14 protein-coding genes and 1 pseudogene are annotated in these 22449 nt (G+C 55.3%); 9 read left to right on the forward strand and 6 right to left on the reverse strand.

Annotated elements, in window-relative coordinates; genetic code table 11:
- The first annotated feature begins 173 nt into the window (after positions 1-173).
- From PM04_RS14630 to PM04_RS17745, 6 genes and pseudogenes are all read left to right on the forward strand, one after another.
- Complete coding sequence (locus tag PM04_RS14630) at positions 174-3092, forward strand: FAD-binding and (Fe-S)-binding domain-containing protein (protein ID WP_200880350.1); 2919 nt, start codon at positions 174-176, stop codon at positions 3090-3092.
- A complete protein-coding gene (locus tag PM04_RS14635; RefSeq protein WP_234702886.1) occupies positions 3089-3769 on the forward strand; it encodes a GntR family transcriptional regulator in 681 nt (226 codons plus the stop codon). The genes PM04_RS14630 and PM04_RS14635 overlap by 4 nt, the downstream gene beginning before the upstream one ends.
- 173 nt (positions 3770-3942) lie before the next feature.
- On the forward strand, positions 3943-7623 hold the full coding sequence (locus tag PM04_RS14640) for an MBG domain-containing protein (RefSeq protein WP_038008205.1): 3681 nt from the start codon (positions 3943-3945) through the stop codon (positions 7621-7623).
- A complete protein-coding gene (locus PM04_RS14645) occupies positions 7623-9326 on the forward strand; it encodes a ShlB/FhaC/HecB family hemolysin secretion/activation protein (protein ID WP_038008207.1) in 1704 nt (567 codons plus the stop codon). The genes PM04_RS14640 and PM04_RS14645 overlap by 1 nt, the downstream gene beginning before the upstream one ends.
- Positions 9327-9479: 153 nt before the next feature.
- On the forward strand, positions 9480-10163 hold the full coding sequence (locus PM04_RS17740) for a serine protease (RefSeq protein ID WP_161785714.1): 684 nt from the start codon (positions 9480-9482) through the stop codon (positions 10161-10163).
- An 80-nt stretch (positions 10164-10243) separates the two neighbouring features.
- Positions 10244-11174 (forward strand): annotated as a pseudogene (locus PM04_RS17745) (IS5 family transposase).
- A gap of 479 nt (positions 11175-11653) precedes the next feature.
- Here PM04_RS17745 and PM04_RS17470 read toward each other — a convergent pair.
- From PM04_RS17470 to PM04_RS17920, 6 genes are all read right to left on the reverse strand, one after another.
- Positions 11654-14596 carry a methyl-accepting chemotaxis protein gene (locus PM04_RS17470; protein ID WP_052068504.1) on the reverse strand — a complete coding sequence of 981 codons (2943 nt, stop codon included), beginning with the start codon at positions 14594-14596 and terminating at the stop codon, positions 11654-11656.
- 200 nt (positions 14597-14796) lie between these two features.
- Complete coding sequence (locus PM04_RS14660) at positions 14797-16038, reverse strand: hypothetical protein (RefSeq protein ID WP_038008213.1); 1242 nt, start codon at positions 16036-16038, stop codon at positions 14797-14799.
- Entirely contained in the window at positions 16035-16868 is an 834-nt protein-coding gene (locus PM04_RS14665; RefSeq protein ID WP_152594048.1) for a hypothetical protein, read from the reverse strand. The genes PM04_RS14660 and PM04_RS14665 overlap by 4 nt, the downstream gene beginning before the upstream one ends.
- Positions 16849-18189: a caspase family protein gene (locus PM04_RS14670; RefSeq protein ID WP_038008218.1), complete on the reverse strand. Its 1341-nt coding sequence runs from the start codon at positions 18187-18189 to the stop codon at positions 16849-16851. Before PM04_RS14670 ends, PM04_RS14665 begins: the two co-directional genes overlap by 20 nt.
- Before the next feature lie 2 nt (positions 18190-18191).
- Entirely contained in the window at positions 18192-19208 is a 1017-nt protein-coding gene (locus PM04_RS14675) for a TAXI family TRAP transporter solute-binding subunit (protein ID WP_038008219.1), read from the reverse strand.
- A gap of 14 nt (positions 19209-19222) precedes the next feature.
- Positions 19223-19678 (reverse strand): hypothetical protein, encoded by a 456-nt coding sequence (locus tag PM04_RS17920; protein WP_152594049.1) that lies wholly within the window; start codon positions 19676-19678, stop codon positions 19223-19225.
- Positions 19679-20133: 455 nt separating this feature from the next.
- Here PM04_RS17920 and PM04_RS14685 point away from each other — a divergent pair, with 455 nt between their 5' ends.
- The 3 genes from PM04_RS14685 to PM04_RS17475 are packed head-to-tail and all read left to right on the forward strand — an operon-like array spanning position 20134 to position 22434.
- On the forward strand, positions 20134-20793 hold the full coding sequence (locus PM04_RS14685; RefSeq protein ID WP_038009725.1) for a hypothetical protein: 660 nt from the start codon (positions 20134-20136) through the stop codon (positions 20791-20793).
- Entirely contained in the window at positions 20790-21854 is a 1065-nt protein-coding gene (locus PM04_RS14690) for a DUF4384 domain-containing protein (protein WP_038008227.1), read from the forward strand. Before PM04_RS14685 ends, PM04_RS14690 begins: the two co-directional genes overlap by 4 nt.
- A gap of 34 nt (positions 21855-21888) precedes the next feature.
- Positions 21889-22434 (forward strand): OmpA family protein, encoded by a 546-nt coding sequence (locus PM04_RS17475; RefSeq protein WP_052077311.1) that lies wholly within the window; start codon positions 21889-21891, stop codon positions 22432-22434.
- The last annotated feature ends 15 nt before the right edge of the window (positions 22435-22449 follow it).

A 22449-nucleotide genomic window follows, 5' to 3' on the forward strand; every position in this document is an offset into this window, starting at 1 on the left:
CTCCTCCATCGTTTTGGGGGCAATCCGTTTCCCTGAATGGTTGACGTCACGTGCCCTATGCATATTTAATTTTGCATTATGTATTACGGGCGATTATGAACGAGTCAATATATTTCGTGAAGTCGCCCATTCGGATAACAACGCGTCGCCACATGGGCGCTGGAGGACATAAGATGTTAGAGCAGTCGCTGCGTCAGAATTTTCAGGGGGATATCCTCTTTGATCGGTTCTCTCGGGGGCGGTATTCGACCGATGCATCTATCTATCAAATGATGCCTGTTGGGGTGGTTGCGCCGCGCACGCGCGAAGACGTCGAGGCGGCCTTGTATGCCGCGCGCACGGCTGGTGTGCCCGTGACAGGACGCGGGGGCGGGACATCCCAATGTGGGCAAACGGTCAACTCTGGGCTGATCGTTGATAACGCACGCCACTTTAACGGCATCCTTGAAATCGACGTGGAAAACCGCCGCGCGGTGGTTGAGCCGGGCGTTGTGTTGGATGAGCTGAACCGTGCGCTTAAACCCCATGGGCTATGGTATCCGGTGGATGTGTCCACGGCATCTCGGGCGACGATTGGGGGGATGGCTGCGAACAACTCCTGCGGCGGGCGATCCCTGCGTTATGGGACGATGCGGGACAATGTCATCTCTATCGAGGCGGTGATGCACGACGGCACAGTCGCGACCTTCGGGGAAGTCGACCTGGCCCGGGCGCAGGGCAACACGCCTTACGATCTGTTAGCGGCTGATATGCTGGCCTTGGGTGCCGAGAACGCGGCGCTAATTGAGGCGCGGTTCCCAAAGCTAAAGCGCCGGGTCGGTGGCTATAACCTTGATGCGCTGGTGCGCAACGGCCATGCGCCGAACATGGCGCATCTGTTGGTCGGCTCCGAAGGAACGCTGGCATATTTCACCAAAATTGAGCTGAAGCTGTGGCCCGTGGTCGGCAAAAAGGTCATGGGCGTTTGCCATTTTCCGACGTTTTATCAGGCAATGGATGCGACCCAGCACTTGGTCAAAACGAACCCGCTGTCGGTTGAACTGGTCGACGCGACCATGATCGGTCTGTCACGTCAGATCCCGATGTTCCGCCCGACCATCGATAAGGTGGTCAAGGGGGATCCAGCGGCCGTACTTTTGGTGGAGTTTGATGAGGGCAGCCCCGAGGCGAATGCCGCCAAGCTGCGTGATCTGCATCAGGCGATGGCTGATCTGGGCTTTGACTGGGCGCAGAGCGGCAGCAAATGGGGCGGGGTGATCGACGTAGAGGACCAACGGCTTCAAGGCCAAGTGGCCGAGGTACGCAAATCCGGTCTGAACATCATGATGTCCATGAAGCAGGAGGGGAAACCTGTCAGCTTCGTGGAAGATTGCGCCGTCGAGCTAAAGGACCTTGCCGCTTATACGGAGAGGCTGACCGGCATTTTTGAGCGTCATGATACATCGGGGACATGGTATGCGCATGCCTCGGTTGGCTGTCTGCATGTGCGACCAATCCTGAACATGAAGGCCGGTGAGGACGTTGCTAAAATGCGTTCAATCGCGGAGGAAGCCTTTGATCTGGTCGCAGAATACAAAGGCTCTCACTCGGGCGAGCATGGCGATGGGATCGTCCGGTCAGAGTTTCATGAAAAGATGTTCGGGTCCGAGATCACGGATGCCTTTCTAAAGGTCAAAGATCGTTTTGACCCCAAGCGACGCTTCAACCCCGGCAAGATCGTCGAAGCGCCCAAGATGGACGATCGCACGCTTTTCCGCTTTGGGCCGGATTACGCGGTCAAGCCGCTCAAGACCGCGTTTGACTGGTCCGCTTGGCCGGGTGCGGGCGGCGGTTTTCAGGGCGCGATTGAGATGTGCAACAACAACGGTGCCTGCCGCAAGCTGGAAGGGGGCGCGATGTGTCCCTCCTACCGGGCGGCCCGTAATGAGCGGGATGTCACGCGGGGCCGGGCCAATTCCCTAAGGCTCGCGATTTCGGGGCAGTTGGGTGAGGACGCGCTGACCTCGGACGAGATGATGGAGACGATGAAGTTCTGCGTCTCATGCAAGGCATGCAAACGTGAATGCCCCACAGGTGTCGATATGGCCAAGATGAAGGTCGAAGTGCTGGCGGCGTGTGCGCAAAAACACGGGCTCAGCCTACATGAAAAGCTGGTTGCGCACATGCCTGACTATGCGCCCTATGCCTCTAGGGTGCCGTGGCTTTTGAACATGCGCAATAAGGTGCCGGGTTTGGCCAAGGTGCTGGAAAAGCCCACGGGGTTTGCGGCCTCACGGCAGTTGCCACATTGGTCATCGAACCCGTTTCGTGATGCAGAGGCGCAGGATGCAGATCCGGATGTCATCCTTTTCGCGGACATCTTTAACCGCTATTTCGAGCCAGAAAACCTGAGGGCCGCGGTGCGTGTTTTGCGTGCGGGCGGCAAGCGGGTGGCGGTGGCCACGGATGGCGGTGCAAAGCCGCTGGATAGCGGCCGGACGTATTTCGCGACGGGGCTGATCGATAAGGCCCGGGCCACTGGGCAACGATTGGTCGATGCCCTTGCGCCTCATGTTGCTGCTGGTCGCCCGATCGTCGGGCTAGAACCGTCGTGTCTTTTGACGCTGCGTGACGAAATTCCCGCACTGATCCCCGGTGATACCACGACCAAGATCGCGGCCGCCGCCAAAATGCTAGAGGAATACATCGCCGAAGCGACTGAGGCTGGTACATTTCATCTTGATCTGCATCCAGTCGGGGCGCGTGTGATGTTGCATGGCCATTGCCACCAAAAAGCCCACGATGTGGTGCCTGCGATCCGCCGCACGCTTGATCTGTTGCCAAACACTGAGGTCGAAATGATCGAAAGCTCATGCTGCGGCATGGCAGGGGCCTTTGGCTACGGAGTTGACACAGAGGCGGTGTCACGCAAAATGGGAGAACTTACACTTTTCCCGGCAGTGCGCGCCGCGGCATCTGAGACAATTGTTGTCGCCGACGGAACCTCTTGCCGCCACCAAATTGCGGATGGCACCAACCGTGAGGCCATCCACGTCGTACGCCTTTTGGACCAGGCGCTGACGCAGCCACGAACAACGGAGACGACAGCTTGAACGCTTTTGATGCCCAGACACGCCCTTTAAAGCGTATGAGCCTGCACGAGGAATTGGCCCAGAAAGTGGCAGAACTCATCGTTGGGGGAGAGTTGGAGCCGGGGTCTAAGGTGCCCGAAAAGGAGCTGTGCGAGGCGTTTGGTGTGTCACGCACACCGCTGCGTGAGGCCCTCAAGGTGTTGGCGAATGATCGGTTGATTTCGCTCGAACCGAACCGTGGTGCATGGGTGACCCCCATCACGCCAGCGGATGTTGAGGATATTTATCCCGTCATGGGGGTGCTTGAGGGGCTGGCTGGTGAGCTGGCTTGTGCTCGACTTAGCGATGCAGGCATCGCTCAGATCCGCGCGCTCCACACCGAAATGGAGGGGCAATACGCTGCACGCGACCGGGCTGGTTTCATCAAGACCAACCAAAAAATCCATGAGGCGATTTTGGATGGTGCGCGTAATGAAACGCTCTCGGCGCAGTTTCAATCGCTCGCGATCAGGGTGCGCCAAGCGCGCTACGCGGCCCCAGTGAGCGACGAACGATGGGCCTTGGCGTTTGCTGAGCATGAGCAGATGATCATGTGTCTAGAGGCGCGCGATGGTGCAGGGCTAGCCCGCGTACTGCGAACGCACCTTGATCATAAGGCCGAAACGGTTCTTGATTGGCTGGATCAAAAGCCGAGCTGAGCGCGTTTGCGCGCGGTTTAGTCTGTTTTCCTATAGTAATAGAATGATTTAGCTGGCGCTCGATGGGCGGCAAACCGCGCAGATACGCGGATCCCAAAAATCAACTCTGTGTTAATTTTTATACGATTTAACTTCGAATACAGGCCTTAAGGCGCGTTACGAGGTATCGGTAGTTGTTTGAAGTTTACCCAAGGCAAGGGCGTCTTGCCTTTGATGTTGCAAGTTTTCTAGCTTTTTCACTTTTGATCTTTATTCAGCCTGTGTCGGCTGAGGGCCCTCAGGCCGGGGTGGTCGCGGCTGGCACCGCCGCGATTAGCCAATCTGGGAATACCACAACCATTACCCAAGGGTCGGATCGTGCGATTATTGACTGGCGCAGCTTTAACCTCGCGCCCGGTCATTCCGTGAATTTCGTGCAGCCCGGGCAGAATGCGGCGACCCTGAACCGAGTGCAGTCTTTCTCCCCCAGTGTGATTGAGGGGCGCATCACCGCGCCGGGCACGGTCGTAATCCAAAACGCGGCCGGTGTGATGATGACAGGTGATGCGGTTATTGATGTGGGCGGGTTTGTTGCGACCAGCCAGATCGTGGCGCCCGGTGTGTTTTTTGAACGTGGTGATCTGCGTTTCGGCGGCGGTAATTCGCCCGGTGCGGAGGTCAGCAACGCAGGGCAAATTACCGTGGCTGATGCGGGGCTTGCGGCCTTGGTTGGGCGCAATGTTGCAAACTCCGGCGTGATCGTGGCGCGGCTGGGTACGGTGGTTTTAGCGTCAGGTGAGCGAACGACGATTGACCTCGCGGGTGATGGTGTTTTTCAAATCGATGTGTCCGGCAGTCCGGTGGGTGGCAGCGTGGATCATAGTGGTGTGATCGATGCGCCTGGTGGTCAAGTTCTGATGACAGCGGGCGGTGCCGTGGGGCTGTTGGACAATGTGATCAATACGTCGGGTGTGGTGCGTGCGACCTCCGGCAGCATCAGGGGCGGTGAAATTTCCCTCATCGGACGGGGTGCCGGCACCGTGCGCGTGGCTGGCACGCTTGAGGCGTCAGGCGCGGATGATGGTGGCACCATTCGGGTCACGGGTGAGCGTGTTCGTATTGAGGCCGCAGCAGTTCTGGACGCGCGCGGTGCGGCGTCCGGTGGACGAATTTTTGTCGGTGGCGAGCGGCAGGGCACAGGTGACATGCGCCGCGCTGAGCATGTCGTTTTGCACACCGGTTCGACCGTTCAAGCGGACGGTGCTGCCGCCCTTGGGGGTGAGGTGATCGTTTGGGCCGACGCTTCAACATGGTTTGACGGGACTATCACAGCCAGCGGGCGTGAGGGGGGCGGGTTTATCGAAACCTCTGCCAAAGACGCCTTGGGCAATGGTGAAAATGCGGTCGTGATGGCGGGCGTGGGGGGCTCTTGGCTGCTTGATCCGCGCAATGTACGGATCGTGAGCGGCAGCGGGGCCACTGCTATCGCGGGCAGCAATGCGCCCCCTTCCGGACCCGGCGACTACCAGATCGTGGGCAGTACGATTGTTGACGCGCTAAACCGTGATGAGAACGTCACAATCACCACCGCGCAGCCGACCAGTAGCGACGCTGGCGATATCACGTTGGACACATCTCTGATCTGGCGTGGTGGTGGTGATCTGAGCCTGGAGGCGGATAACACCATTACCGTGAACGCAGACGTGCGAACCGAAGGTGCCGGTGACCTGGCGCTGAACGCGGAGGGCGATATTCAGTTGAACTGGTCTATTGCCTCCACCTCGGACGGTAACATCTCAGCTCGCTCAGAGGGTGCGATAGTGGTGGACCGCATACTGACTATGTCGGGTGCGGGCGATGTGACCTTGACCGCGGGCCGCGATATCACGGTTAATCGACAGATTGTCTCGGTCCGGGATGGAGATATTTCCCTCACTGCGGCCAATGATGTGCGGCTCAACGACAGTGTCAGTGGAAAGGGTGCTGGCGACGTCAGTATTCTCGCACAGGCGGGTGATATCGCCCTCGGCGGCAGTGTTGAGGATCAGTTTATTGCGACCAATAGTGGCGACATAATGCTGGAGGCGACCACGGGTCGTGTTCTGATCGAGCGGACAAATGCGGTTCCATTTCGGACGTCAGTGAACAGTCGTTCGGGTGATATCGACATTGTCGCGGGTACCGAAATCCGTGTTGCCGGGGGGGATGGCGTGGCCCAAGCCTCTGAAATTGGCGGTTCGCGGAATAGCTCGGATGTGACCCTGACGGCACCAACGATTTCCGTGTTGGCAGGTGATGGGGGCAGCCGAAGCACGGCTGACATTATTGGCGGTCTTGGTGGAAGCCTCTCGATCAACACGGATGCTTTGGTCGTTGAGAATGGCGATGCCGGGGCACGGGGAAGTGTGCAGGGTCTGAATGGTGCGGACTTAACCATTAATTCTCCCAGTCAGACGTGGGACGGCTTTGTGCGTGGATCGGGTGATGTCACGCTGACTGGCGATATTACGGCGAGCGTGCGCCCACGTTTCATACTAGATCCGGGCGCGAATTTTTCGCTCAACACGACCGAGCCGTCCAACGCCTTTGAGGCCGCAACAGTGCCTTTGCATGTGGCGACCACCGGTGGTGTTATCAGCATGGGCGGCGGGGTTGAGGCGACGCAAGTCTCACTTCGTACGGATACTGGGGTAAACTTGGCAGCGGGTACGTCGGTCACAGGTACCGCGCGCACCAATGCGATTGTGGTTGAGGCGGGTCCAAGCTTTAACAACGCAGCCGGAACGGATGTGTTTCGTACGACCGACACTTCGGCCCGCTGGCTCCTATATATGGATAGGTTCAACAGTCTAACCGGGACCGAGCCCGCCTCGGGCACGTTTGATCTCTACAACCGCACTTATGCGTCTGCCCCACCGGATATGCTTCGCAGCTTTACTGGCAATCGCATTATTTATGGTGAACAGCCTGATCTGACAGTCACTGCCGTGTCTGGGGCTAAGACTTATGGCGATGACCTTACCGGCACATTGCAAGTGAGATTTGCAGGCTTCCGGACAGGCGATAGTGAAGCAACAGCATTTGACGCGCCGCTCGTGATCTCTAGCACTGGCGCACCGGGCAGTGCGTCTGTGTCCGGTGGTCCCTATGTAATCAACGTGACGCCCCAAGTATCGAGCCAAGGCTATAGCGTCACGTTGCAGGATGGAACACTCGCGGTTTTGGCTGCTCCGTTAACCATCTCAGCCGATGATGTTTCACGAGCTGCAGGGCAGCCAAACCCTACCTTCACAGCGACGTCCACAGGCCTCGTTTTGGGGGAGACTTTGACAGATTTGAGTGGAGCTTTGACGTTTAGCACACCAGCCACTCAGGCTTCAGCGGCGGGTACCTACAGCGTGACGCCATCCGGAGTGAGCAGTCCGAACTACGACATTAGCTTTGTCGATGGCACGCTCAGCATTGGGGCGGGCGCACCTGGAACTGCAGGGACCGCAGGCCAGATTGACGGCGTCGTGAGTACCATCCGCACCACCACTTCGCGTGCTGCACCGCTGACCCCGGGTGACGCGGCATTTCGTACGACGATCCGCGACATTGGCTTGGCGAACGCCAACCCCTTCACGCTGAACTATTCGCTGGGGCAAGTTCTTGCCTTCGCGCCAGCCGCTGATCCCGGCACCCAAGGGTTCGTTCCAGCCGCAGGTGGTCTTGAGGATGAGAGCTTGGGCTTCGTTCCCGCGGCGGGCGGATTGGACGTAGATGAGGAGCCGACATCGGATCGAGACACTTGTGGTGTTGCCGTGAATTTGGGTGGCACCCGAAACGAGGAATGCGTGGGCGTAACCATAACTGAAACGTACTGGGATCAATGATGAAGCGCTTTTTTTCGGTCGTCGCGGGTATTTGCCTTTGCGTCGCTCCTTTTTGTCTGGCGGCGCAACCCGCAGACCTGCCTCCGCTTGCGGGCGCAGGGTCCAACCTGTCGCGACAGGTCGAAGCTCCTGAGCCCGTGCCCTCAGCTTCGCCAATAAATACTCCCGGCGCGGGCCCATCGTTTCAGTTAAACAAGATCATACTGGAGGGTGCGACTGCGATTGATCAGGAGGCCTTGTCTCAGACATGGCGCGATCTTCTGGGCACGACTGTCACCATCCCCACGCTCAATCGTATTGCCGCTGAGATCAGCGCGCTCTACCGGGAACGGGGGTTTTTACTCTCCCAAGCGGTTCTGCCTGCTCAAACTATCCAAGGTGGTGTTGTCCGCATTCTCATCATTGAGGGGTTCATTGATGATCTTTCTTTGACTGGTGGCGCGCCAAACCAGCAGGCGCTTGTGCAACGGTATTTCGAACCCGTACAGTCAGATCGCCCCTTAGCGATTGAGACGCTGGAGCGGAGCGTTTTACTGTCTCGCGATGCCGTGGGAAGCGTGACCGGCGGGTCGGTTGAAACGGTTCTTGGACCCTCACCAGATACCTTTGGTGCGGCCAACCTAAGCGTGCAAGTCACGCCGCAGCCACTGACCGGTTACTTCTCAGCCGATAATCGCGGGTCGCGATTGTATGGTGATCTGAACTTCGGCGCAGGCCTGCGCGCGTTTAACGCGATGGGCTTGAACGAAACACTGGATGCCAATTTCGCCTATGCGCCGCAGGGGGCGTCCTTGCAGTTTGGGTCTGTGTCCGTTGAGATGCCGGTTCAGGCGTTCGGCGGCGGGCTTTTTGACGGAGCGCGCCTACGCTTTGCGGCGAACGTGTTCCGAGGTGAGCCTGCTCTGAGCGAAGCTGGCGATACGACGGGCCTGCTGAGCATATCGGACCAAACGGAGGTCTCGGCACAATTGTTGGTGCCTTTTGTACGCACGCGTTCGATGAACCTTTTCGGACGCGCTGGGCTGACGTTTCGCGACAACGAGACACAAGCGGGTTTGGTGGGGGCGGTCGTGACCGAAGACGCCCGGATCACGGTGTTTGAAGTGGGGGCAGCATGGGATGTGGCGGATACGCGCGGCGGCATCAATTTTGTAGATGTTTCCGTAAGGCAAGGCTTGGGGGCAGCAGGTGCGAACGTTTCGGCCACAGGACCGGCCGCAGGGGACCTGCATTTCACGTCTGCCCAGCTTACCGCGTCGCGACTGCAATCAATCGCCGAGAGCCCATGGTCATTGTTCGCTGAGTTTAGGGGGCAAATTTCAAAGGGCGTACAACCCAATTCCGAACGCTATTTTTTGGGTGGAGCGTCGATCGGGCGAGGGTTCGCGCCGGGCAACACTTCTGGGGACGCGGGCTATGGCGTTCGGTTAGAACTGAGGCGCGCATTGGTGCCCGGGACATGGACGCAGGCCGCAAACGTCTTTGGGTTTGTAGATTACGGTGAGGCGTACGATCGATCCATCGCGCGGGACGGACAGCAGAATGAGGCGCTTGGATCCATCGGCCTTGGTGCGCAGATTGAGATCAACGATTGGCTATCGTTGACACCTCAGGTTGTACGGCAAATCGAAGGAACCCCGCGCGATAGCGCTGATAATCGCCGCGAAACGCGATTGTTTTTTGGTGCTGTCGGTCGCTTTTGATTTGATCGGCGTCGCGAAGGACATCCCTTTAACTTACGATAAAATCAACTAAAGCCTTAGGCGCTTGACCCGTGCCAGTTAGGCAGGTCTTAACCCCCGGCCCGCATGCTTCTTGCGGGGGCTGGCTGCAAAGCCGGTTTGATGGAGTGGGTTATGCCTTTAGGGTATTTTGTTCGTGCAAGTGTGCGGACAGTGGGAAGAATTGCGCGAAAGCTTGTTTTGCTTTCCTGCATATCATTGGCCTGTGCGTTCTCTGCATGGGCGGTCGAGCCACATCGTGGTGTCGAGTATCACGCGACTTTGACCAATGGGCAGATCATAGGATCTGCATTTATGATTGCTGACGGCTTGGTCGTGACGAACGCGCATGTCGTGTCGGGTCGCAAGCTGGGCGATTGGCTCATGCTGTCCTCTCAAAAAAGAGCTTCGCGTTCGGCTCAAATTGTTGGCATCAGCACACGCATGGACTTAGCCGTTTTGCGTGTTCCGAACGATTTCCTCCCCGTTGTGCCGTACACAAACGCAAGACAAATTCGAGGGGCCTCGATTTATGCTGTTGGCGTTGCCGCCAAGAGTGCACAACCTCAGCGACGTTATGTAGTCGCGGGACAAGTTTCTTCAGGAGCAATGGTGATTGAGCCGTTCGGGAATGGTGTCATTGCGCATATGCCAGATATTAGAAGAGGCTTTTCTGGAGGACCTGTTTTCGATCAGCGAGGTAATGCGGTCGGAATGGTTGCCGCGCTGCGTGATGCACATCAGTTTCGAGCCAGGGATGCTTTTGTTTTATCAATTGATGAGGTCAGAGCAGAGGTTGACCGGATCCTAGGATGGTAAAGCTCTCACCTCATGATGGTTTTGTTACGCAAATCGCAAGATGGAATTCTTTCTATGAAGCCAAGGTGACAGGCAAAAGTATGAGCAATTGGGTGCCAACGGAGTACAAGACCCAGAGTTGATAGCCTTACAATTATAGCCTGAAGAGGCGCGGATCCTCATCAATCTAGTTGGATCCAGAGATGATTTGAACACCATTGCCAAGTGGGGAGCGCGGTCGGCAACAGCAAGTTAGTAGTGCTGCCATTCAGACCCACCTCATTTTGAAGGTACTGTTTAACGTGACTCAACGTCAATCGATTGAGTTCGTCCAGAGTCAATTGCGGCGGGTCTAAGTGAACGGGGCAGTGCAAACTTTAGCACTATATGTCGCTATCAGCGTACACTGAACGCGAGGTTGCCGTACCGCGGTTCCCAAAGCCCCTTGAACCTCTACATCTATAGTACAGGAATTACAGCGGAAGATGAAGGCTAATGGAGTGTACGCAAGCGCCGTGGCAATCAACGCAGCATCTGGAATAAGATACACAAAGGCACCGGCCTGGAAGCGCTGGAAATTCGTTCGGCCGAAGTCATCAGCAGCAATATCGGTGGTCCTCCAATGCGCTTCGCACTCCTTAATCAAATCCCCTCCGATCAAGACACCGGCCGTCTCTGCAGACGAAGCGTATGATCTCCGTAAATGCCACTATACGATTACTGCCCGAGATACATATGTGATGATCTCGTTAGGCAAAAATGCAAGGCCTAGGACGCCGACAAGTGCTTGAGTGATTTCATCGCAACGATGTAGTCAAAGCACAACGATATCTCTGCCATACTATCTGGCGACGCTGGAGCGGATAGTGCCGCCGAAGCCGCGTAGAAACGAAGACGCACTATTTTGAATTAATCTGCCAGTCGGTAATGAAGTTGGACATTGATCGGCAGACTGCGGAAATTCCCATCCGGATCACCGTGTTCAATCGCTATGCTGCGCGTGGCGTAATTATCACAGATCCTGTGAGTTAAATCCGCCTGTACTAGGGAGAAGTATTGCTCAAACGATTTGCAAAACAAAGCCGGTGAGTCACATTATTTTCGCCCGTTTCGATCACTGAAAATAGTGAAATTTATTCTGCCCCTGTCATGCACGTGAGCACGCGCTTGGCTTTTGGGAGAGTGATGCGGCGGCTCTCCATATTTGGCTGCGTGAGGCAATAGGGGTTTTGTGATATTCTTTAAAGTCAAGAGTTATGGATTGTGATTAAGTAAAACACAGAAATTTTTGATATTTGACTTGATGATATTGATAAACTTGCGTCGTAGTTTTGGCTGTAAACGTCAATTCAATAAAATTCTTGCCTGCGTTTATTCACGATATTAACCTTTTCTTCAAACTTTTTTCTAGCAATGAGCCTCCTTATTATACAAGATTCAATTAGTAAAAGATCCGAAATTAGCTTCGGAAATTTAGACATGATGCTCTCATGAAAATGTATTGGATATTTTTAAAACTCTTGCCAATCAACTAAGTCTGGATGGTCTGCTTGCCGTGTTTGGCCTATGGTTATGTCTGGCGTGAGGTTAAAGGTCGCATTCTGATCAGCTCTTTTATTGTCGTTTAGTGTTACGCTTGCCTTTGTGATTTTTTTGGCAATAGGCACTGCTCCCGTTTGAAATCTCGTTGTAACTGCAACCAATTCGTTGGATTCACTACTCAAAGAAAGTGTCGCTGCAGTTGTTTCTTCGGACATTGCAGCGTTATGCTGGGTCGTTGTTTCTAAATTAGCCATAGCGGTGTTGATTTCGCCCAAGCCGACAGACTGCTCGGTTGCGGAGTTGGCAATATTGCTTACTAGGTCTGAGATTTCAGTAATTGAGCCAACAATTTTGTTGAGCACTTTGCCCGTGTCGCCAACCAAATTGACACCGTGTTGAACGTTAGAGCTAGAGGCATCGATCAATTCTTTGATTTCGTTTGCGGCTTCTAGCGAGCGGTGAGCAAGGCTACGTACTTCGGAAGCAACTACTGCAAAGCCAAGGCCTTTTTCGCCCGCGCGAGCCGCTTCAACGCCGGCGTTGAGGGCAAGGAGGTTCGTTTGGAATGATATGTCGTCGATCACACTGATAATTCTTGAAATGTCGTGCGAGGACTTTTCAATTTCAGTCATCGCGGCAACGGCATTCCGCACGATTTCACCGCTGCTTTCTGCGTTTTCGCGGGCCGCGCTTGCGATTTGAGCTGCATCTTGTGCGCCTGTCGCTGCAGAATCCACTGATGATGTTAGTTGCTCAACTGCGGCTGCAGTTTCTTCTAAAGTCGCAGCTTGATGCTCAGTTCGTTTAGAAAGGTCAGAAACTGAGGTGCTAATCGAGCTACACTCGGTGTTAATCTCCCCAGCATGTTGGATGACGTCGGTGATAGCGTCTTCTAGGTTACCAATCGCGTTGTTAAAGTCAGTGCGTAATTGTTCATAATTTGGTGAAAACGCAGTCTCAATCACAGGGGTTAAGTCCCCATTAGCTAGCCGCTTTAGGCTTTCGCTCAATGCATTGACGACAACTGCTTGGTCTTTTTCGGATTGAGCGCGGACCGCCTCAGCTTTCATCATGTCGTGGTGTGTTTGGGTTGCATCAACTCCCAGAAGTAAAATTCCAGATGTCTGTCCCTTGTGATCCGGAACGGGGCTAATACTACCCTCGACAATGCAGTTGTTCAAGCCTTGGCCCAATGAGAATTTCTGGAAGAGGCTTTCGCCAGCTGAAAATTGGGCCCAGACATCTTGGTCCCTTTCCAGTCCTGAAATTAGTGTCTTCAAGTTCGTTCCCAGCAAATCGGCCTCTGATGCGCCGAGCAGTGTTTGGGCGGGATCATTTACGGCCTTAATCCTCCCGTCCAAATGTGCATAGATCCGGATCTGTTGGCTGTCGATTGCATTGATCAACGTCTCGATTGTTAACAGTTCTGTCAGGTCCTTCCATTCCAGAACATAGCCTACGTGCTTACCAGATCTATCGTTCACAGCATCTAGCTGTAGTCCTAAGAATGCTTCCCCCACTGCAATACGCAATTTGACTGGTAGATTACTTGGGTCAGACAATCGGGTTCGTTGTTTTTGCGGCACTGCATGAAAGACGTCCATGTTTTGACCCAAAAGTTTTTTGGGGTCGAAGTCAGGCTTTACGCTTCGAAAATCATCTGCACGCTCTGCCATCATCTTGGAGGCTGCATCATTCATTTGGGTGATCACGAATTCTGTATCGACCAAAAACATTGGGGCCTCTGAGAGCTCAAACGCAGAGCGTTTGAATGCCCCCTCCAGAGCAAAATTTTCAGCTGCTTCAAGATCTTCCCGCATTTGCTCTAGTGTATGAGAAATCTGCCCAATTTCGGAGTTTTTATCGGCTTTGGGCATGTCTACACGAAAACGCTTTTGCGCAATTTCACTCATCACATGAATGATGCCATGCACACCGCGTGTGAAGGAGCGAACGACGCGGAACCCTCCAACGAGTGTGATGAGGAAGCATAGGCTCGCGAGGCTCGCAAAAATATAGAGTTGCTGCTGGGCACTTTGTTTTTGAACTGTTGCCATTTGCAGCAGGGCAGATTGGAACTCCAGTTCATAATCACGCAACTGTCTGACCCAATTGGAGGAAGTCTCAAACCAGTCGGTACCCGAGATGCCGTTCAAGATCAGCCCGCGCGACCCGTAGACCACCTGTCTCATGGTCTCTAATTCGGCGTGCTCGGCCGAAGACAGAAAGGTGACATCTTCGCCAAGTACATCTGAATAATGGCGTGCCTGGTTCAACATCTCTTTTTGATGCGCATCGTAGTGCAAAAATTGTGCGTACAGATTGGGTCCAAAAACGCCGCTTCCAAACCCAGATGCTCCAATGCTTCGCTCGCTTTCGGCAGCCTCTTTCGCGACGGATAACAATATTAACCCAGCGCCGCCTTTCGCCATTTCAAGCGTCTCAAAATTTGCGACGATGGCGTTATTCATCTGCATGGCCGCCGCAATAACCGATGAGTAATACTGAGTAAGCTCATCAACATTGACGTTTTGGTCAAAAATGCGGCTTCGGATCTCCTTTAATCGTAGGAGCCTCGCTTGATACAATTCCTGTTGCTCAGGTATCCGTATTGATAGGTCGTTTATAATCGCGCTCATTTCTTGAATGGCGGTGTCTACGCGTTGTTTTTGCGGAGGAAGCGCAGTAGCGAAATCGACGCCTTGGGTGCCGACGAAGCCGGTAGACATAGCTCGCTCGACCTGAAGCTCTTCGATTAGCTCTGCGATGGGCAACGTCAGTTGAGCCGACCGCTCTGCGGCTTTTGCGGTTTTGAAATCACTCCAGGATCGTTCCACATTGATCGCCGACAAAATAGCGATACCTAACAAAGGGATAGCAACAAGGGCGATGACTTGGGTGCGTAATTTCATAACACTCTCCGATGGATATGTCGGAAACATCCATCAAAAAAGTTGAAATCTTCTAAACCATGAAAGCGAATTTTCGAAATTGTTTTCGGGCAAGGCTAGCGTTTAGGAACCCTTAAGGAGTTTTCTGCTATTTACGTTTAAGCTGGCATTCTAGAAAGGTTAAATTTTCTCATGACAGACCTATTTAGCTCCCGCCTCAGTTAAATGTCGTCACGATCATTTTCGTCTGTGTTCCGCTCATTTACGGCAAGATTGGGGTCTTGCGGAACCCTATCCAGTTCTATTTGTAGGATGCTCATGACCCAGCCGAGCAACGTTAACGCCACTGTGGCTACGACAAATATCCATGCCTCCACCAGCAGCCTGTCTAGCAATGACAGTTGAAGTTGGCTGTATGACAAGCCGGGCGCGAGTTGAGAGGGGAATGTGACGGCCATCCAACTGGCATTCGTGGACGCGCTGACGACATAGAGGTCATCATCGAAAAAGACTTGGCCCACGAGGGTTGTTGGCACAAAGGCATGTCGGTTCGCACCGCCCGAAACAGAGGCGCCAGCCGGAATAGGGACGGGATCAGCGTCTAGGCGAAACAGCCCGGTGCAGGGCCTGCCGAACATCCGGGACCAACACAGAATTTCCCGCGCAAGCATGTCAATTTCACCAGACAGGAATGCGCGATCTGGTTCCATCACCCACAGGTCTTCGATCTCTGCGCAGGGCTCTGTTTCACTTGCGCAGGCCGGGTTGCCAACGTTTCGCAGTTGGCGTCCGATTTGGCCGGGACCATGGATGTAGATCGGCTCATTGCGTGGGGCGAAATGTGCGGCTTCCGGGTCTTCCAATTTGCATTCAGGGTCGGCGCGCAACTGCACTGTGCCATCCATTACCAGATTAGCGGTGATCAACTGCTGGGGGCTGCCGGTGGTCGTCATCAGGGCTTGCAGTTCGGGCGGCGTCGTGGTGTTCGCAAGTCCTTCGACGCCATATTCTACAGTCGCATTTGACAGGAAGGTTTCCGCCCCCTCGATGCGCGCGGCTTGAAAACCATCAAGGATCAAAAACTCAATGCGGCTCCCCGGTTGAGGGTCGATCCAGCCCGTGACGCAGTAATCAACATCTGCGTCCTCGCCAACCTCGGCGATGAGTTTGTCTTCGAAAACGACCCTGACGCCCTGCACGAAAAATGGGGCAGGGCGGGTGCTATCTGTCACTTCAAAAGACAGTCGGTTCGTTTCGGCTTTGATTAAGAACAGTGTGTTTGGCTGTTGGTAATGCGCCACGGTGAGCATCACAATCAAAGCCAGCAAGACGAGCAACGCGATGAACCCCAACATGCTGAAAGGGATTAGGAAAAGCTTGAACGCGACGATCAGGAACCAGCGGTATTTTCGCTCACTCTGGCCATATTTTCTGAACTTATGGTCCGTGAGCCAAGAGATCATTGCAGTGGCACCGAGAGTCGCGTCTCGATAAAGGAAGTCTCGCGCCCATCAGTCATTTCGAGGCGTAATTCCACCAAGCCGGAGTATTCGAGGTCGGCGATTTGAGGTTCAAATAAGTCTAACTTGACGGCGCAGTCGAACCCTGCGGTCAACCTGCGCGTCGCCAAACATGTCATGGTGACTGGAGTATTTTGGCTTAGGCTGCCGTCCGCCAAGACCGCGCGCAGGGTCGGGTTCACAGTCCCGCTCGTAACCTCGAATGTGATGTTCAACTGGTCGGGATTATCGGTAAAGCTGATCGGCATGTAGTATGAGGTTTGGCTCGCGGCACAGGCGGGCGCGATGAAGGATCTTCCGATAAACGTCTCATCGCTGTAACGGTTTTCGAGGATGTTTTTATGGTCGGTCTCGAAGGAAATAGCGCTTAGCACAGAGCCGGTTGCAGTTTGGACGGGGCCCAATTTAGGGGCCACTCCGATCAGGGCATAGTGCCCATTAATCGTGTTCAATGAGGCGCATAATTTCAGTCTATCAAGGAAGTCGCGCGCACCTTGTGGGATCACAATGGGCGCCAGTTTCAGCTCACCCGGTAAGACAACTGTTTGCCCTTCGGAATTTGATAGAAACAGGCTCGCGATCAAAGAATTCGCTCGAATGCGCGCACTGTGCGCGCCTGACATTGTCCCGAGTGAGGCGTTGACTGTTTCGCGCACAACGAGGTCTGTGGGCGCTGTTACCGTTATGAATTCAGAGGCCGAGGCAGGTGGGCCAGCCACCCCCAAGCCCAGAACGCAAATGGCCAGAACGGATTTAATACTTGTGGGTAACAAAGCTGGATCCTCCGCCGGTTTCGGGCGCGCCGATACGCGTCAGCACAATGGTGGTGCCGGGCTTGCGCGCGTTTTCAAACAAGATTTCCTGAAACTGATCGAGGGTTTCAAAATCTACCGTTGTGCGGCTTCCGTCGGCGCGCAGCATTGAGACGCTGCGCACCAAATCCAGTCGTTTGAATTTGCTGTCGGCAGATACAGACGTGAACACGACCCCGCCGCGCACCCCATCAAACGTGATCTTGTCGATGCCCAAATCTTGCAGTCCTGCCTGTAGAATGCACGACTGCATTGCCTCGCGGTCGGATGTGGCCAACTCGCTGCTGTCGCGTAGTTTGAGCGCCTCATTCAGGTTGGCTTCGTTGAGCCGACAGGAGGTGGGCGCAAGCCGCCAATCGGCCCGCTGTGAGGCCTCTAGCGAGGTGGCCGTTACGTCAAATAAACTGAACCGTCCGTTGATTGTGTCATGCACAACATGGGGGATTTGGCGCGATGTTCGGGCGGGCAGACCGCGAAACGCCGCCGCCCGAAGGCTCAGGCGTTCGGTCTCAATTCGGGCGGAGGTAAAGGCGGACAAGAGGGGCTGTTCCTTCTCGATCTCTTTAAGGAAAGAGCGGGTGAACACCGATGTCAGGTTCTCTTCTTGGGGCTTTGTTGCTTTTTCTTGGCTGTTGATGAAGTCGTAAGCGACCCCTCGCGGCGATGAACTGTACATTACCAACACCTCTGCGCTGACGTTTGGGAAGGTCACTTTTGCGGGCGCCGTACCGACGGATGACAACAACGGCTGGTCGCCACAGGCGTTGATGAGCAGGATAATTCGGCTCGGGTTGCGGCTGTTTAAACGCTCTACCACGTAATCGATGTTGATCGAACCGCTGACCATTTCTTCGACGGACGCGTAGCTCGCGTCGCTGGCGGGAATACCCACGATGAAGTTGGCGTCATCGATAGAAAACCCGTGGCCGTTGAATATAAACACAACTTCCGATCCGGGCGTGATCTTGTTGAGGGCGATTTCCAATTCACGCCGAATAGCCTCCGCGGAGCGTTCGAAGCGGGCGTCGTTCAGGACCTCCCAACCCAAATCTTCCATCGCCTCAGCATAGCGCCGGGCGTCATTCACAGGTGTGACAAGGTTGAATGGCGAGTTGTCGATTTTTTCACCCTGAAATGTCTCATAGGCGGAATTCCCGATGACGTAGGCAAAGCGATCCGGTGTATCCAGCGTATCGGCCGCCAGTCCGTGAACGGAGATCAGCGCGCACAAAACCGCGAGCGTCGCGGCCGTCCACCGTATGAGGATGCGCGCCCGGACCATGCTCAATTTCCTTGCAGAACCGGGGCCGAGCATTTGTACAAATCACCGCGCTGGCTGCCCTCAAGCGGGTTCACCTCGGTCCACGCGGGGTGCGCGCCCGTGGCTGGGTCCTTGAGCAATGGCAGGCTGTCGATGATCGCGCGGGTCATCCGCTCTATCTGTTGGCAGTAGGGGTTACGCTCATCATAATCGAAGGTGACCAACAGGGCTTGGACCCCCATCGTCTCTACATCCCGCTCAAGCCAGGTGTATTGTTCCGGCGTGATCACAGTGCGCACATAGGGGGAATCCGGCAGGTCATAAAGCGCCTGCACATCAATCGGGACAAGCGTGATATCGCTTTCGGGGGTGATGGCGCGGCCACGGTCATTGGGGGCGCCCGCGACGTCAAACAGCACACCATACGCGATGCCCAAAATAGGCAAGCCCGGTTCTGGGTTCACGTTCACGATGTCGAGGCGCGCGTCATCTGACACCAATTGTTCAAACAGCCAGCGGGTCGTCAGATTGGTGCCGCTCTTCTCTTTGCCTGCATTGATCCGTAGGTTTTTCGATAGGATTTCATCCATTGACCTAAGGTCCTCGGACTTCAATGCGTAGGCATGGATTTCCTCAACATACAGCGGCATGACGACCTTGATCCGATCAACAATGCCCTGCAATACACTGTTATCGCGGGCACGGTCACGCAATTGGGCCAAGACGTCCGCCTGCACTAAGGCCAGTTGGAAATACTCCTGCTCATCTGATCCTTCAAACGCCAAAAGCCGTCGCAGATTGTGGACCGAGCCATCGCTGGGCACGACCTCAAAGGGCACATCGTCAGGCAAAATGCTCATGATCTCATTGGCGAGCGCGAAGTAAGTGCCCGTTGGCCCCCCAGTGGTGATGCGCAAAGTGGGCGTCTCTGACTGCGCCCATCCCGGTGCGGTCAGCGAGAACGTTGCCAACGCGCAAAACCCAGCAACGACCCGCTGCCTCAATCGTGCACCTACCGCGCCTGTGCCTTGATAAACCATATCGCGCCCTTTCTTTATTGTCCCAATTCCGCGCGGGCCACGTAGCCGAAACCGGACGTGGCGTGCACTATGGGTATGAAGTCTGATTGAATGTCGTTTGTTTCGATCCGCACGAAGCGGTCGCCCACCTGGATTGAGGTCAAAACCGTCGCGGTGGCTGAGGCCGCATCCAATAGCTGAGCCCCTGTGGTGGCTGATGTCATGTGCAATGAGACCACCTTTTGCGCATGTTCAGACGCGATCTGTGCAGCGCTCATCATTTCGAGAAGGCGGACCTGAGCGTCCAAATCCTGAAGCCGGACCAAAAGTGGCTCTAGGGCCTCGGGTGAGGGTTCGTTTGGTCCCAGCGGAACGTCCTTGGTGCGGTCACGAATTCGCGCCATTCGCTCGCGAAGGTTCTGTAAATCACTGGCCAATTGGTCTCGGGAGGCCCGCAGTTGCGCCAAGCCGTTTTCGTGACTGGCTAACATGTTGTTTCCGCCACTGGCATCACCTGAGCAGAGCGGGAACTTAGCAATTTCGATCTCTGGGACGGTGGTGCAATCCTGAATCGGTTGAATTGCCAGCCAATCCCAAACTTGGTTTCTCTCCCTCTCGGTGCGCTCTGCGCGCAAACTCTCCACGGCGGCGGCATAAATGTCGATTTCTTGGGTCAACCACCGAAGTCGGCAGTTGCGAAACTTTCCGCGTTCTATTTCAAGAACTTGTGCACAGGCGGGCGTGGGCTGAGTTCCCAGTGCCTCCAGCAGTGAAGGTGCATCATTGGTCTGTGCGGCGCTTTGATTGTTAATAACAATCACGCTCGAAAATATTGCCAATTTGAATACAAATGTTTTCAATTTTGATATGAATGTTGCCGAAAGTTATTCCAGATACTATCGTTAGAGTGTCGTGTTCTTTCAATAGTAGATTTGCAGTGCCTGAAATGACCCATGCTGCACAACGTTTTGTCGGTAGTTTGCGCGGTGTCTTGGCCGGGGTCTTTTTGAGTGTTTCGCCGGGCTTGGCCGATACGGGCGTTGAAAGGATGATTGATGCAATCAGCCTCGAGCCGCTGGATCAAATCATCAGTGATGCAGACCTACAGTTGTCCTTGCTCAAAGCCGGGCGCGAGATCACCAGCGACGGTGACGCGCCGGTCAGCGTTGCGATGCGCGACGACGCAGGGCGCGGACCATTGCCGCGCACGCGGGCGAACCTTTTGTGTTTTGCGGACAACTTGGGCGATCAACGATCCGGCGCAGAGCTGGACGCATATTTTGAAACGGCGTCTGAGGCGCTGACACGTGGACAGACGTTCTTGAGCTCTTTTGATCTTCTTAAGGTGAACTTTCCGCAGGACAACTGCCCACCCGTTTTAACCGAAATGGCGACCTCTGCTGCGGCTGAGGTGGGGCGCGTGTCGCGGGCTGATATGGCGGTGTTGATCCTGCACCTTGAAAGCTGTTGGCCCGATGAAGCCACGGCAGAGGCTGACGGCAGTCCATTTGACATCGACGCACGCTACTACCGGGCGCGGGATTTGATGCAGTCGCTGCAGCGGATATCGCTTGGCGTCCGGGCCGCGCAGGAGTGGTGCCAATGATCCGCTGGCGAACCCAATGTGTGGCTGTCGCCGCTGCCGCATGGCTGGCCACAGGGCAGGGTGATGCGCAGCAGGGCGAGGCTGTGCAGGCCATCGGTGATTTGGTCAACCAAGGGTTTGGCGCGGTCGCGGCCCTGCGCGATGACATCTACGACGCAGAGCGGCGCCTCTCGGAGCTAGAAGAAACACTTCTGCGATCTTCCAGTCGTAGCGCGCCTAATTTCGCGGGCGCGCCATCCCCATTAGCGGCGCAAATAGCCCGGCATCCATTGGTCCTCACGACCAACGGATATTGCAAAGACGCATTCCAAGAGTTGGTCGTTGAAACGCTGCCTGCTCGCCCTGCCGTCATCAGCACTTGCATCGAAGAAATGCGCCCCCGAGCCCGTCATCAAGCGGGGTTGGAGTGCGCAACGCTGCACTGGGTCGTTGCCCCAAACGGGCAATTGCGGCTGGAGGGGCATGTCAGCGGGGCAGAGGATTATGCGCAACTGGCCGCGCTTTACGGGGCGCAAACCGTCGCCACCGTGGTGGAGCGTCCCTTCCCAGCCTGCGCCGCGCTTGAGGCGCTGGAGCTGCCGATGACGTCAAACGCACGCCCCGATTTGCGGCTTTTGTCCGATGAAACCCGGGTGGCGTTTTCCGAAAGCCTCGCGTTTGAGGTCAAGACGCCGGATTTCTTTGCCTATGTCTACGTCGTGTACTTACAGGCCGACGGCAGTGTGGTGAACCTGACCCCCAAAACCCGGCTTCTGCGCGAACAATATCGCCCCAATTCGATCCTTCGATTTGGCGACGGGCTGGAGGGGCGGCAAACCTACACGGCTTCTGCTCCGGCTGGTTCTGAAGCGATCATCGTTGTGGCTTCGCGCAGTCCAATCGACAGCCTCGATACTTTGGAAATCGGCCCTCAGGGGCAATATGCACTTCGCTCTGACGGGACGCCGTTGGATCAAAGTGGCTTTCTCAATCTACTGCGCCGCGGGATGGAGCAAGAGCATTCCGGGCGCGGCACCCGCGAAATCTCGGCTGAGGTTTTGCACATCACAGTTGTACCCTGAGATCGCGACGGCGATCCCCCTGTTGGAGGCACCCATGAGGACACTCGGACTAGTCACGGCGGCCTGCGTCGCCCTTGCAGCCCCTGTCGCGCAGGCGCAGGAATTCTTGGACAGCCAAAAGATCATTCAGCAGCTTTTGCCTCAAAACACGGGGCCTGTCGTGCGATCCATGAACGGGGCCGTTAAACGCGGGATCAACATCCAAGGCCAACTTCCGATGGAGGTTGACCTGCCCAAGGTCAGCATGACCATCAATTTTGAATTGGATTCCGTCAAACTGACGGCTGACGGGATGCTCGCGCTGCGGTCATTAGCCAAGGCGCTGTGGGATCCGCAGATGGCGAACATGTCGTTTCAAGTCGCGGGACACACCGATGGGCGCGGCGATCCGACCTATAACCAACAATTGTCGGAACGGCGCGCACAAGCCGTCATCGATCACTTGGTTAATTTCTATGAGGTGCCGCGCATGATGCTCGTGCCGACAGGCTATGGGGTCAGCCGTCCTATGGACCCGACCAATCTGCTCAACCCGCTGAACCGCCGGGTCGAGATCATCAATGTGCAACCTTTGTCCTGAGTAAGGGGTACCGAC

The sequence above is a fragment of the Thalassobacter sp. 16PALIMAR09 genome, assembly GCF_000765485.1.
Classification (GTDB): domain Bacteria; phylum Pseudomonadota; class Alphaproteobacteria; order Rhodobacterales; family Rhodobacteraceae; genus Thalassobacter; species Thalassobacter stenotrophicus.